The sequence below is a fragment of the Pontibacter sp. MBLB2868 genome (assembly GCF_051904785.1).
Classification (GTDB): Bacteria; Bacteroidota; Bacteroidia; order Cytophagales; family Hymenobacteraceae; genus Pontibacter.
Map to the genome: position 1 here is coordinate 3,275,173 of NZ_CP196710.1, position 14,213 is coordinate 3,289,385.

A 14,213-nucleotide genomic window follows, 5' to 3' on the forward strand; every position below is an offset into this window, starting at 1 on the left:
AGACTATGTTGCGGTCAAGCGTACTTTTATCATTAATATATTACATGAAAATCTTACTTCGCATTTCGTTTGCACTTGCTCTACTTCTTTCTGTAACCGTTGCCGCACAAGCGCAAAGCAGTGGCTACACAACAGGCATCGGCTTCAGAGGCGGTGCCGCATCCGGCTTAACCATCAAGCATTTTATTAAAAGCGATGCTGCCATTGAAGGTATCTTAAGCACCAGCTTTAAATACAGAGGCACCGTGATCACAGTACTTTATGAGAAACATGCTCCGGCCTTCAATGCCAAAGGTTTACAGTGGTACTACGGTATTGGAGGCCACGTTGGCTTCTACGACGGACGCTATTACTATCATCGCGGACACGAGCACTATGACGATGATGTATTTGGTTTAGGTGTGGATGGCGTTCTTGGCCTGGAGTATTACATCCGTGACATTCCGTTTACCATTGGCGCTGATATTAAGCCGTATATCAACATTCCTCGCGGCGGCGGCTATTGGGATAGCGCACTGCATGTACGCTATGTGTTTTAATTGATCTGGTTTTCCGGATTGGCATTAAGTCACTCGTAAATAAAAAGGCCCCGCTATTATAATAGCGGGGCCTTTTTATTACTGTTTTACCCTGTGCTAATGCGTAATAGTATAGAGAAACTCTCCTAAAGCTTCGCCTGCGAAATACATAAAGAATAGTATAGCAAGAACTCCTACTATAGGGTAATTGAACTTACTTTCTTTGCTATTACAATATTTTATCAGCTTCATAGGCAGAATAATTATAGAAGGCCAAAGGCTCCGGAATAGTATATTTATTAATGTGTAACATTATATATAAAACGACCTACTGACTCTCCTACCATCAAACCTGCACAAAAAAGGACAACAACTATTAGTAGCAGAACAGGTAAGGAAAATCTGGCTCTATCAGTACTACAGCTTTTGAAAAATCTTAACATAATGCGTTTCATTTTAGTGACACCTATAGTTTGTGATCAATTCTGAAACAGGTTAAAATCAGACCACAAAATACAGGCGTAGCTAAATATAGGAATTTTCTGTTAAACACCAAAGGCAAAGGCTACCTCACAAGGTAGCCTTTGCCTTTAAAGTTTTATCGTACTTACTTCTTAATAAACAATGTGCAGCAATGCATCGCCCTGGTTAACGACCGGCATATTGTTTAACCCAATCACGTAACCGGCAGCTGGCGCATTCAGGCGTACTTCCATTTCTCCATAGGGGTCTGTAATGGTGCCTATAAATTGATTTTTCTTTACAAATTCTCCGATAGATATAAATGTACGCCACAGGCCAGCATTTTTAGCACGTAGCCATACGTCTTTTGTACACAGTACTGTCGGCTCCGATGGTTCTGTGTGGTTGGCCATCATACCCAGGTGATGCAGCACGCGGCAGGTACCCTCTATGCCTATGTTTATGCCTTTCTCATCAAACCTGAGCGACTCCCCTGTTTCGTAAACAAGTATGGATTTACCGAGTTTCCCGGCCTCCTTACGCAAAGATCCTTGCCGGTAAGGTGCATTCATAATAAAGGGAGGGGCAAAGGCACGTGCAAGTTCTTCGTTTCTGTGTTCAGCCAGCATGCAACGTATTTGCGGGTAATTCGCACGGCTTGATCCTCCGGTATGGAAATCCAGGCCAAAGTCTACGTACGGCATAACCTCTTTCATAAACCGGTGTGCCACGCGGCTGGCCAGAGAGCCGTCCCGGTTGCCGGGAAAGCTGCGGTTTACATCTTTGCCATCGGGCACCTCTCTTGAAAAGTTAAGGAAGCCATATATGTTAAGCACAGGCACAGCGATGATTGTACCTTTGAGCGGGTATAGCATCTTTTTAGAGAGCATACGCCTGATAATTTCGGTGCCATTCACTTCGTCTCCGTGCATACCGGCCATCAGTAAAAGTACAGGGCCATCGTGTACGGAGCGGAAAACATAAATGGGTATTTCTATTACGGTACCACTGGGCAGCTTACTGATCACGAGCTTTGTAAGTACCTTTTCACCACGGTCTATACTCCGACCGTTAATAACGATTGTTTCCGGCATGCTACTCCTTCACTCTTTTTTTAGTTTTCTTCTGTGTCAGCCCTTCTACATACTCAATAACTTTTGCGGCTATGTCTTTCTGAGTAGCTTTCTCTATACCTTCCAGACCGGGAGAGGAATTAACTTCAAGAATTAGTGGTCCACGCTTTGATTGCAGCATATCTACACCAGCAATGCCTAAACCCAGCGATTTTGCTGCCAGCAGTGCCGCAGCTTTTTCCTGGCGGGTAAGCCTGATCAGCATGGCTTTGCCTCCGCGGTGCAGGTTAGACCGGAACTCTCCTTCCTTGCCCTGTCGCTTCATGGCGCCCACTACCTCACCGTTCACAACAAAAGCGCGGATATCAGCGCCCCCGGCCTCGGCAATAAACTCCTGCACAATAATGCGTGCCTTCAGGTTATGAAATGCTTCTATTACCGACTCAGCGGCTTTTTTTGTCTCGGCCAGAACCACTCCCAGTCCCTGGGTACCCTCCAGTAACTTAATAACCAGCGGAGCACCACCTACCTCTTTTACCAGCTCAGATGTTTCTTTGGAATAATTGGTGAAGGCTGTTTTGGGCATACCTAAACCTGCGCGGGAAAGAATTTGCAGGCTGCGCAGCTTATCCCGGGAGCGCACGATAGCTTGCGAATCTACGGCACTCTTAACTTTCATCATCTCAAACTGGCGTACTACAGCTGTACCATAAAAAGTAACAGATGCACCAATTCGTGGAATAACGGCATCAATTTGACTCAGGCGTTCCCCCTTGTACAGAATGTGCGGGTTGCCTTGCTCAATTACAAGGTCGCAACGTAAATGGTCCAGTACGATGGCTTCATGCCCACGTTGTTCTGCTGCTTCAACAAGTCTGCGGGTGGAGTATAACCTGGGGTTGCGGGACAGAATGGCTATTTTCATATATCTTTTATTTCTTCTTTTGCCTGTTATTAAACTTCCGGGCTACGTTTTTACGGGAAACGTCAACTATAAACCGTCCTTTTAACAACTTTCGGCCAATTAGTACAGGATACTTCATATCACTACGGTCAGATAAAGAGAATTCCCCTTCCAACACCTCATCAAAAAACCTGATCTTGGTTTTGATAACATAGCGCTCCTGCTTCTCTCCTATCGAGCTTTTTATTTCGCGCAAATCGTACTCTTCAAACTCCAGCTTTTTATGATTGTACTGTGGATGAGATGGATCCAGCAGGTCCAGGCAAATAACTTTAGTCCCATCCGGCTTCGTCTCCTCGTGTATGTCTGAACAGTGTATCGCTGATGTAAAGGCACCGGTATCTACCTTTGCTTCTATTTCATCAATATTCAGTTCAGGGAAAGAAACAAGTTCCCTCCTGCCAATCACTTTCTTTTCTAGACTTAACTTATCTTTTGTGTCCTCTTTCATTAGGGGTTAAAGATAAAGGAGAATTTAGTAAGGAGTAACGAATAATAATTATTTAATGCGAATACCGATCATTACAATCAGAATCCACAGCTATCCACTCTGATTGCCAGCCTCTATTTACTTTGTATAGGTGATCCGATAGATCGCATCGTTTTTATCATCAGAAACAAGTAAAGATCCATCCGGCATCGTTAATACATCAACCGGACGCCCCCAGTCGTTTCCTCCCTGCAGCCATCCCTGGGCAAAAGGTTCGTAACTGGTCACATTACCGCTGGCATCTGTACTTGCCAACATTACGCGATATCCTATTTTTTCAGAACGGTTCCAGGAGCCATGCTCGGCAACAAAAATATCATTCCTATACTTCTCCGGAAACATACTACCTGTGTAGAACTTCATTCCCAGCGAAGCACCATGTGGGCTCAGCTTCTGAACCGGCGCTACAAACTCGCTGCAGTTACGCATTTTGCCAAACTCCGGATCTGAAATGCTCCCGGCATGGCAATACGGGAAACCAAAGTGCTGTCCCTTTTTAGTAACGCGGTTCAGTTCATCCTGTGGCATGTTGTCGCCCAGCATATCACGGCCATTATCAGTAAAGTATAGATCTTTGGTTTTAGGGTTCCAATCAAACCCTACTGAGTTACGCACCCCTTCTGCATAGATTTCCAGGTCAGACCCATCGGGGTTCATGCGTGTAATGGTCGCATATATTGGGTTCTCTTCTTTGCACACATTGCACGGTGCCCCTACCGGCACGTAAAGTTTATCATCCGGCCCAAAGGCTATGTATTTCCATCCGTGGTGCGCATCACTCGGAAACTTATCGTTCACCACTTCAAACTTAGGGTTATTGCGGAAACTCTGCTCAATGTTCGGAAACTTGATAACACGATTTATTTCAGCCACATACAGATCACCATTATGCAAGGCTACACCATTTGGCGAATTTAGCCCCGATGCTACTGTTACTACCTCTTCTGCTTTACCATCATTGTTCTTATCTACTACTGCAAACACTTTATCATTGCTACGTGTGCCCACGAACAAGATACCAGATTTACTTAGCGCCATCGAACGTGCGTTCTTAACGTCTTTTGCATAATAATCGATACGGAATCCGTCAGGCAGGTCAATTCGGGCAAGGTCTTTATCTACTGGTCCGGTGGGGATATTTGCCGTACCGGCAGACACTGTCTCTTCTACATCATTTGCTGTACTATTTTCATCTGCTACATCTCCGGATGAGCATCCAAAGCTGATAGCGGCAAGGGTTAGGCAGTAAATAAACAGGGTGCTCTGTATTTTCATAATCTTAATAATTTGTAATAGGAATGATATATAAACAGTGGATAGCCAGAAGTGTTAACTGTTTATAATAATTAGATGGTATACTAGATCAAGGTTACAATGTTTTCGAGGGTACTACTGTTTTGTTAGTGCCCTCTGGGAGCGCATCAGGCAGAAAAAGCAACACACTATTTAACTGATCTAAACAGGTAACAATCACGCTTCTTTCTCCATTCTCTTTTTATGGAGCAGCTCCGCCACATCCTGCAACAAATGAGAATGTCCGGTTTTTAAGATAACCAGTTCGCCACGGTCCAGGGCATCCACAAAAACACCAACCCGCTTAGGCGAAATAATTTGGTCATACTCCCCTAAAAACATCGTTACAGGAACTTTGTACTTGTTCAGCAGCTTCACTATCAGTCTTATGTCAAAGTTAAGCTCCCGAAACCCTATCCAACTGCGGTAAACACGAAGTCGTTTTGGCGTACTGTCCATCTGGAAATGCGCAAACCGGACAAGGCTTTTGTGTACCATGTTATACTTCTCCAGTACTTTAAGTAACTTGAAGAAAGAGTCTGGTTTAAGCACTGTGCGCTTAAACAGTTGCTGCAACCAACCCGGGTAAGTGGCAATGTTGTACCAGAAGCTTGTTTTTATACCGTCAGGGGCAATAAGCACCAATTCTTCAATACGCTCAGGCATCATCTCGACCAGTGCAAGTGCAAATTTACCTCCCATACTAAAGCCTGTCAGCGAAAAACTATTAATGCTATACTTATCTAAGAAGTGTGAAATAGCCTGCTTCAGAAACTCCTTTGTGAGCGGCATATCATGCTTGTGCAGGTGGCTCTGCCCGTGGTAAAAAAGATCAAAGGCATAAATAGTGTAGTCGTTGCCTAATGCCTGCTCCATGGGCTGGTAATAGGCACTGCTTTGCCCATACCCATGAAATGCCAGCATTATTTTACTGCCATGGCCGATTATTCGATAATGGAGTTTGGATCTGTCTTGTATGATGTAGGGCATGATTAAGCTTAATGCAGTAAATCTGTATGAGCAACACTATATTATTCGGCATGCATACAATTTAGTTGCTGAATTGTCGCTTTCTCTTTTAAGATTTAAAGTTTTGACACACCTCCTGAAACAATAAACTTCATCACCTCGCTGCTTGGGGCATCAAGGTAAGTAACGTTATGTTTAGGAATGATAAACAGTTCTCCGGAGAAATTGTAGGAGTGCGGGAAATACACAGCCACTTTGTCTTCGATGTTGACAGACTGTAGGGCATCCTGCGTTACAAAGCCCAGCTTGCAGGTTTCAGAATCTTCGGACATTTTAACAATTACCGGTTTGTTAAATTTCTGGTTGTCGCCCACAAAAGCATCTAACAGGTCTCTTAAACTGGAGTAAATAATACTGATAAACGGCACCTTATGGAAAAGCCGCTCTGTGATAACCAGGAAAGGTTTTACGAAGAAAAAAGAGCCAATAAAGCCGACAAGTGTTATCAGGACCACCATTAACATGATACCGAGCCCGGGAATGCCCAGGTCAAACAAGCTATCCAGCCAGTCTATTATCGCTACCACAATCCATACGGTAAGGGTAAAAGGGGCAATGATTAATAAGCCATTCAGAAAATAGCGGAATATGTTTTTCATTTTTTCAGATATCACAAAAAAGGCTTTGCCGAAGCAAAGCCTAAATGTAGCAAAAATGCTTTATAATGTTTTTACTATGCTTTTATACTTCAGCTAAGTTAAGATCAGAAATGTAGCCGGCTACCCTCTCCATCAGCCACATGGGCGTGGAGGTTGCACCACATATGCCCACACTGCCAGTACCAGCGAACCACTCGTCCTGCAGCTCTTCTTCGTTCTCAATAAAATAGCTATTGGGGTTGTGCTGCTTACATACGCTATAAAGGGCTTTTCCGTTAGAGCTCTTTTTACCGCTGACAAAAACAATCACATCATGCTCCGTAGAGAAGCGGGCCAACTGAGGCTCGCGGTTTGATACCTGGCGGCAAATACTGTCGTTTGCATTAAAATGAGGCTGCGTACTATCCTGGTTTGCCTGCTTAATCCGCTCCTCGATCAGCTCCTTTATATGGTAAAAGCCTTTCGTGCTTTTGGTTGTCTGGCTAAATAAAGTAACCGGACGGGTAAAGTCGATCTTATCAAGGTCTGCATCAGTTGTAACAATGATCGCCTCATCGCCGGTTTGCCCGGCAAGGCCTATTACTTCTGCATGCCCTACTTGTCCGTAAATCACAATCTGCCCGTTCTCACCTTTCCCACCGTCAAAAGCATGCTTTACACGGTTCTGCAGTTTAAGCACTACCGGACACGAAGCATCGATCAACTCAATATTATTTTCCAGGGCCAGCTTATAGGTTTCAGGTGGCTCGCCGTGCGCTCTGATCAGCACCTTGCAATCGTGCAGTTCCTGCAGCTGTTCACGGTCTATTATGCGTAACCCTTTACTATAGAGGCGTTGCACCTCCATGCTGTTATGCACAATATCGCCGAGGCAGTATAATTCCTCGCAATGCTCCATTTCATCCTCAGCCATCTGAATAGCGAATTCCACGCCAAAACAATAGCCAGAGTTTTTATCTATGGTTACCTTCATCTTCTTTCGCTTAAGTTCTGTTCGAGTACCCTCTCTTCATGTATCAAAGCTGATGTTACCTTATCCAATACGAAATCCACCTGCTCGTCAATGGTCATGTGAGAGGTATCGAGCAAAGCAGCATCTTCTGCCTGCCGCAACGGGCTTTCCTTCCTGGTAGAATCGATCAGATCGCGTTTCAGCAGGTTTTCCTTAATCTCGCCTAAGTTAACTAACTGCTTCTTTTCCAACAACTCCTCCTGCCGGCGCTTCGCCCTTGTATCCACATCAGCAGTCATAAAGATCTTCACCTCCGCATCCGGAAAAACAGCTGTACCTATGTCACGGCCATCCATCACAACACCACGCTTCTTGCCCATTTTCCGCTGTTGCGCTACCATTGCATGGCGCACTTCTGCCACCACGCTAACTTCACTTACCTGATCAGAGATATACATTTTGCGTATCTCATCTTCAACATTCAGGCCATTCAGGAAAACTTCGTTGCGTTTAGTTTTAGGGTTGTAGTGAAAATCGATATCAATATGATTCAGCGCATCTTTTACCTCCTTAGGGTTGGTAAGAGAAACATGATGATCCAGAAAATACAATGTAACCGCTCTGTACATGGCGCCAGTATCTATATAGGCATAGCCTAACGAGGCTGCCACTAATTTTGCCGTAGTGCTTTTACCGCATGAGGAATATCCGTCTAGTGCGATCACGATTTTCTTCATAGAGAAAAAATAAATGGGATTAATTAGAATCACAAGGACAAGGCAGATTGCCGCGCTTGCTTTTCCGTTTAAGGGATGCCGTCTTTTTTTGCTGAGGTGTTCTAACAGTACAACTTTCCAAGGCACCGGTTGCCAGGAAGCCCACTAAAACCAAAAATGAAATATACTTTCTCAAAACGACTGAATTTAACGCAAATATAAAGTAATTTACCGTTTTCTGCCTTACACAAGGCCAATTTATCGAATAAACACCTCGTACCATGCATACAGACTATTCCATTTCCGGACACATAATTGATATCCATAACCAGGAAATTTACCAAGGCACGGTTCATGTGTCAAACGGCCATATTTCTAAAATAGTTCGTGAGGCCACCGATGCCACCGATTATATTTTACCGGGTTTCGTGGATGCTCATGTGCATGTGGAGAGTTCGATGCTGGTGCCTTGTGAGTTTGCTCGCCTTGCTGTTCCGCATGGTACTGTTGCCACTGTTTCGGACCCGCATGAGATCGGGAATGTACTCGGCCTGAAGGGAGTTGAGTATATGGTGGATAACGGGAAAAAGGTACCGTTTAAGTTTTACTTCGGAGCTCCATCCTGTGTTCCGGCTACCCCGTTTGAGACTGCAGGAGCCGAGATTACTGCCGCTGATATTGAAACGTTGTTCAAACGCGACGAGATAAAGTACCTGGCTGAAATGATGAACTGGCCTGGCGTGCTGAACCGTGATCCGGACGTGATGGAAAAAATAGCGCTTGCCAGGAAGTATGGTAAAGCCGTGGATGGGCATGCACCTGGTTTAAGAGGTGATCAGGCTGCACAATATGCCTCTGCTGGCATCACCACCGACCACGAGTGCTTCACCGCCGAAGAAGCGCTGGACAAACTGGCCGTTGGCATGAAGATCCTGATACGCGAAGGCAGCGCCGCCAAAAACTTTGAAGCACTTATTCCGCTACTGCCCGAGCATTACCAGCAAATCATGTTCTGCTCTGATGACAAGCACCCCGACAACCTGGTAGAAGGACATATCAACTTGCTGGTGAAACGTGCGCTGGCTAAAGGCAACGACCTGTTCCATGTGCTGCAGGCAGCCTGTGTTAACCCTGTCGAACATTATAAGCTCGAGGTAGGCTTATTGCGCCAGGGCGATGCCGCTGACTTTATTGTGATTGATAACCCTGATAATTTTACCTTGAAAGCTACCTATATCAATGGAGAACTGGTAGCAGAGAACGGTATTTCAAAAATTGCTTACAGCCCGAGTGAGGTCATTAACAATTTTGATACGGATGAAAAAGCTGCGGAGCAGTTTAAAGTTGCCGCAGCCGATGCCACATCCATACGCGTTATAGAGGCCTTTGACGGGCAGCTGATCACGAAAGAGATATGGGCAGACGCAAATATTGACAATGGTTTTATTGAGGCGGATGTTGCGAAAGACATACTAAAAATTGCCGTCGTGAACCGCTATGAGAATACAATACCTGCTGTTGCGTTCATTAAAAATGTTGGCCTTAAAGAAGGAGCCATCGCATCTTCGGTGGGGCACGACTCTCATAACATTATTGCTGTGGGTGTGGATGATGAAAGTATAGCCAGGGCTGTTAACCTTATTATACAGGCGGAGGGCGGCGTGGCAGCTGTTGGCTTAGGCAAAGAACAACTTTTGCCTTTACCAGTGGCAGGCATTATGTCAGCTGAGGACGGCTATAAAGTGGCGAAGGCTTATTCAGCTATTGACCAGCTTAGCAAAGAAATGGGAAGCACACTTGAATCGCCTTTCATGACGCTGTCGTTTATGGCGCTGCTGGTAATACCATCGCTGAAGCTCAGCGATAAAGGATTGTTTAACGGGGATGAGTTTAAGTTTGTACCGGTGGCCGAGTAAAGGAAGCTTTTAAGCTTCCCGCTCTTCTTGCCGGAAGTGCTTTTCGAGCAGCATATTCACCTTTTCTGCTGTCAGCGGTTTGGTAAGATATTCTGCCGCATATTTTTTGGAGTTATCCGTATCCTGGGGATGAGTGGAAGTGGTTAACACAGCCATCATAATGCCTTTCCTGAACTCAGGGTTTAGTCGCTCATATAGATCTAACATTTCAAAGCCATCCATTACCGGCATATTAATATCCAGGAATATCAACTCAGGCTGAAAATAGTCTTTGCTGGTATGCTCATAGTTTTTGTTGCTTACATTGTAGAGATAGTCAAATGCCTGTTTCCCGTTAACAAAAACCCGGATGTTCTCTGTTACCTCCATCCTCTCCAGCAGACGGCGGTTTAAGAAATTTGTTGTGTCGTCATCGTCAATTAATAAGACGCCAGATAGCTTTCTCATTCTTTTAATCTCTTTCCCTTATTTAATACAGGCAATTTTAATGGTAAGTATTATACTTTGTTCCACAACACTCCTGCAACAATTCCTTTGCAATTCTCTACCAGGCACTACGCCATATAAAACTCAATTCCGCTATCCTCCACATGCTCAGGCAATGGCTTTGAGGCTAATTTTTCTTTACCTATTCATTGCTGTCATCCCCCATGCTAGTGTCAGCACATCGTAAAAATATAAAATATCCTGTAACATCAGCGGTTATTTTAAACCGGCATCTTTGCTTCAGTATCATACTTTTCTCAAAAAATAAGAAAACTTTCTGAAAGCTTTTCCTATAGTATTACGAAACACAGGTTTTGTTTATCGAAATTCAAGTTATACTTAGCCTGATTTAATAGCTGCTTTTAAAATTTAAGTTACAGTAAATGTTATAAAAAAAGCCTGAAACTAAAGTCCAGGCTTTCAGTGCATTTTTAAACTAGTAAAAGTGCGGCAGGGTTTAGTCTATGTACCCCTGTGCACGCATCCAGTCGTCGTTATAGATTTTACCCAGGTAGCGCGTACCATGGTCTGGTAAAAGCACCACCATTATATCGTCTTCTGTCAAGTGCTCTTTTGCATATTCAAGCGCACCGTAAACAGCTGAACCGCAAGACCAACCTACAAAAAGGCCTTCTTCTTTCGCCAGTCTCCTGGTCATAAGCGCACCATCTTTGTCAGTTACTTTTACAAAAGTGTCTATCAGGTCAAAGTTCACGTTCTTTGGCAGGATATCCTCTCCAATACCTTCTGTGGCATAAGAGTATATCTCGTTTTCGTCGAACTCGCCTGTCTCTTTATATTTTTTGAATACAGAACCATACGTATCAATACCTACCACTTTAACATTCGGGTTCTGCTCTTTCAGGTATTTCGAAATACCTGAAATAGTACCGCCTGTGCCTACGCCTGCTGCAAAACAGGTGATCTTGCCATCTGTCTGGTCCCATATTTCCGGGCCAGTACTTTCGTAATGGGCTGCCGTGTTAGACATGTTGTCGTACTGGTTCGGGTAGAAAGAATTCGGGATCTCCTCGTTCAGGCGTTTAGCCACTGAATAATATGAGTCCGGATGATCCGGAGAAACATTAGTAGGGCAAACAATAACCTCTGCACCTACGGCACGCAGGATATCCATTTTCTCCTTGCTTTGCTTATCAGCCAGGGTAAAAATGCATTTGTACCCTTTTGCAATAGCCGCCAGGGCAAGGCCCATCCCTGTATTCCCTGATGTTCCTTCAATGATCGTTCCGCCTGGCTTCAACAGACCTGCCTTTTCGGCATCTTCAATCATTTTAATGGCCATACGATCCTTTACAGAGTTGCCCGGGTTCATGTACTCCACTTTAGCCAGCACAGTGGCTTTTATGCCTTTCGTGACATTGTTAAGCTTCACTAAGGGCGTATTACCGATCGCTTCGGTTATATGGTTCAGATACTTCATCTGCTTTGGTTTTGGATTTGGGTGCAAAGGTAAGAATTAAATATTATAGTTTTTCCGCTACTGTATTTCACTTAAATTGATTGTGATGTCCTGCGAACGCAGCCTGTTTACTCAACACAGCATAACACAGATACCGTTCCTTCAAATGCGGCTTTGGTTACTATATTAGGTATAACTATTTTTTGTAACCGTCCTAAAAAAGCCTATTTTTGCACATCCTTATAGTTCGACTGTATTAAAAACTAAAAAAGATACACATGAGTGTTTTAGTAAATAAAGATTCGAAAGTGATCGTGCAGGGCTTTACCGGCTCAGAGGGTTCTTTCCACGCACATCAGATGATTGAGTATGGCACAAACGTAGTAGGTGGTGTTACTCCGGGCAAAGGTGGTTCTTTTCACCTGGATCTTCCTGTTTTCAACACAGTAGAAGATGCTGTTAAGAAAACCGGCGCTGATGTATCTATCATTTTCGTACCGCCGGCTTTCGCCGCTGATGCTATTATGGAAGCTGCTGACGCTGGCATTAAAGTGATCGTAGCTATTACAGAAGGCATACCAGTGAAAGACATGGTGGCTGCTAAAAACTACCTGAAAAATAAAGATGTAACCCTGATCGGCCCTAACTGCCCGGGTGTTATCACGCCAGGTGAAGCGAAGGTTGGTATCATGCCAGGTTTTGTGTTCAAGCCAGGTCGTATCGGTATTGTTTCTAAGTCTGGTACTTTAACATACGAAGCTGCTGACCAGATCGTAAAAGCTGGTTTCGGTATCTCTACTGCTATCGGTATCGGTGGTGACCCAATTATCGGAACACCTACTAAAGATGCGGTACAACTGTTAATGGAAGACCCTGAGACTGACGCCATCGTAATGATCGGTGAGATCGGTGGTAACTATGAAGCAATGGCTTCTAAATACATCAGCGAAACTGGCAACAAGAAGCCTGTAGTAGGTTTCATCGCTGGCCAGACTGCTCCTGCAGGTCGCCGTATGGGCCACGCGGGTGCTATTGTTGGAGGTGCTGAAGATACAGCTGCTGCTAAAATGAAGATCATGCGTGAGAACGGCATCCACGTAGTTGAGTCTCCTGCTGAGATCGGTGCTACAATGGTTAAAGCGCTTCAGGAAGCTGGCATCACTGCTTAATTACAAAGAACTAATACTTTAAAGTATAGCTAAAAAGAAACGGCTGCCTATCAAGGCAGCCGTTTCTTTTTTTACCAGTCGCCTTGCCCACCAACTTCAAAACTCTGATAGAAGCCCAACTATTATAGATAAAGGCTATTAAGTATCTTTACACATAAATATAGCCTATGACACTGGTACAACTGGAATATCTATTAGCCGTGGATACGCACCGGCATTTTGCTACAGCAGCTGAGCATTGCTTTATAACGCAGCCAACCTTAAGTATGCAGCTTCAGAAACTGGAAGATGAATTAGGTGTGCAGCTGTTTGACCGCAGCCGCGTGCCTGTCAGGCCAACAGAAATAGGTAAAGAGATCATTGCTCAGGCCCGGAAAATCATCACTGAATCGAAAAAGATACGCGAGATAGTACAGGACCAGAAGCAGGAGCTTTCAGGCGAGCTACGGATTGGTGTCATTCCTACCCTGGCCCCTTACCTGATGCCGCTTTTTATTACCAGTTTCCTGGAGAAACACCCCAATGTGCGGGTGGTGGTGCAGGAGCTGCTAACGGAGCAGATTGTAGAGCAGCTTAACTATGAGTTACTGGATGTAGGATTGTTGGTAACACCCCTGGAGGACAAAAGTATAAAAGAGCTGCCTCTGTTCTATGAGGCATTCGTGACTTATATCAATCCAAAGCACCCACTGGCACAGTATGCTACTATAAAACCTGAGCAGCTGGATATGAATGAGCTCTGGGTATTAAACGAAGGGCATTGCTTCCGCAGCCAAGTCCTGAACATCTGTAACCGGGGCAGCAGTGGAACTCCGGAGCAATACAGTAACTTCGACTACAAAAGCGGCTCCCTGGAAACTTTAAAACGCATCGTGGAGACACAGCATGGCTTAACCCTACTGCCGGAGCTATCGGTGCTGGAGATGCCGGAATACAAGCGAAAACTGGTGCACCCTTTCCAGGAGCCACAGCCGCTACGTGAAGTGAGCCTGGTAGTACACCGCAGCTTCCTGAAAAAGAAATTAATTGAAGCCTTGCAGCAGGAGATTCTGGCATCTATCCCTGAAGAGATCAGGAACAGGAAAAAAGAACAGGTGGTGGCGATAAAGTAAAGCACAAAAAAAGC

Annotated in this window: 13 protein-coding genes and 1 pseudogene; 4 read left to right on the plus strand and 10 right to left on the minus strand. The window is 44.6% G+C overall.

From position 1 onward, the window contains the following. The first annotated feature begins 44 nt into the window (after positions 1–44). Positions 45–539 (plus strand): hypothetical protein, encoded by a 495-nt coding sequence (locus ACSX1A_RS13985; protein ID WP_439880262.1) that lies wholly within the window; start codon positions 45–47, stop codon positions 537–539. 593 nt (positions 540–1,132) lie between these two features. Here ACSX1A_RS13985 and ACSX1A_RS13990 read toward each other — a convergent pair. The 8 genes from ACSX1A_RS13990 to cmk form a co-directional block, all read right to left on the minus strand. Continuing rightward, the gene (locus ACSX1A_RS13990) at positions 1,133–2,074 is read right to left on the minus strand and encodes a succinylglutamate desuccinylase/aspartoacylase family protein (protein WP_439880263.1); all 942 of its coding nucleotides are present in this window, start codon (positions 2,072–2,074) and stop codon (positions 1,133–1,135) included. Position 2,075: 1 nt separating this feature from the next. After that, a complete protein-coding gene (gene rimK / locus ACSX1A_RS13995; RefSeq protein WP_439880264.1) occupies positions 2,076–2,978 on the minus strand; it encodes a 30S ribosomal protein S6--L-glutamate ligase in 903 nt (300 codons plus the stop codon). A gap of 7 nt (positions 2,979–2,985) precedes the next feature. Next, positions 2,986–3,468, minus strand: a complete 483-nt coding sequence (locus ACSX1A_RS14000) for an ATP-dependent zinc protease family protein (protein WP_439880265.1) — start codon at positions 3,466–3,468, stop codon at positions 2,986–2,988. Between the two features lie 117 nt (positions 3,469–3,585). Beyond that, a complete protein-coding gene (locus ACSX1A_RS14005) occupies positions 3,586–4,782 on the minus strand; it encodes a PQQ-dependent sugar dehydrogenase (RefSeq protein WP_439880266.1) in 1,197 nt (398 codons plus the stop codon). A 195-nt stretch (positions 4,783–4,977) separates the two neighbouring features. Continuing rightward, a complete protein-coding gene (locus tag ACSX1A_RS14010; RefSeq protein WP_439880267.1) occupies positions 4,978–5,790 on the minus strand; it encodes an alpha/beta fold hydrolase in 813 nt (270 codons plus the stop codon). A gap of 95 nt (positions 5,791–5,885) precedes the next feature. Continuing rightward, positions 5,886–6,428, minus strand: coding sequence for a DUF502 domain-containing protein (locus ACSX1A_RS14015; RefSeq protein ID WP_439880268.1), 543 nt, complete (start codon positions 6,426–6,428; stop codon positions 5,886–5,888). Between the two features lie 82 nt (positions 6,429–6,510). Continuing rightward, the gene (locus ACSX1A_RS14020) at positions 6,511–7,401 is read right to left on the minus strand and encodes a 4-hydroxy-3-methylbut-2-enyl diphosphate reductase (protein ID WP_439880269.1); all 891 of its coding nucleotides are present in this window, start codon (positions 7,399–7,401) and stop codon (positions 6,511–6,513) included. Continuing rightward, positions 7,398–8,117 (minus strand): (d)CMP kinase, encoded by a 720-nt coding sequence (gene cmk, locus ACSX1A_RS14025; RefSeq protein ID WP_439880270.1) that lies wholly within the window; start codon positions 8,115–8,117, stop codon positions 7,398–7,400. The genes ACSX1A_RS14020 and cmk overlap by 4 nt, the downstream gene beginning before the upstream one ends. Before the next feature lie 260 nt (positions 8,118–8,377). Between cmk and ade the strand changes: the two genes are divergently transcribed. Next, entirely contained in the window at positions 8,378–10,012 is a 1,635-nt protein-coding gene (gene ade / locus ACSX1A_RS14030; protein ID WP_439880271.1) for an adenine deaminase, read from the plus strand. A gap of 9 nt (positions 10,013–10,021) precedes the next feature. Here the strand turns inward: ade and ACSX1A_RS14035 are convergent, their stop codons facing one another. Further along, on the minus strand, positions 10,022–10,459 hold the full coding sequence (locus tag ACSX1A_RS14035) for a response regulator (protein WP_439880272.1): 438 nt from the start codon (positions 10,457–10,459) through the stop codon (positions 10,022–10,024). A 499-nt stretch (positions 10,460–10,958) separates the two neighbouring features. Further along, positions 10,959–11,939, minus strand: a pseudogene (locus ACSX1A_RS14040) (PLP-dependent cysteine synthase family protein); the annotation flags it as partial. A 257-nt stretch (positions 11,940–12,196) separates the two neighbouring features. Between ACSX1A_RS14040 and sucD the strand changes: the two are divergent. Together sucD and ACSX1A_RS14050 are read left to right on the plus strand one after the other, a co-directional pair. Further along, positions 12,197–13,087: a succinate--CoA ligase subunit alpha gene (gene sucD, locus ACSX1A_RS14045; RefSeq protein WP_439880273.1), complete on the plus strand. Its 891-nt coding sequence runs from the start codon at positions 12,197–12,199 to the stop codon at positions 13,085–13,087. Positions 13,088–13,254: 167 nt separating this feature from the next. Continuing rightward, positions 13,255–14,199: a LysR substrate-binding domain-containing protein gene (locus ACSX1A_RS14050; protein ID WP_439880274.1), complete on the plus strand. Its 945-nt coding sequence runs from the start codon at positions 13,255–13,257 to the stop codon at positions 14,197–14,199. Positions 14,200–14,213: the final 14 nt, after the last annotated feature.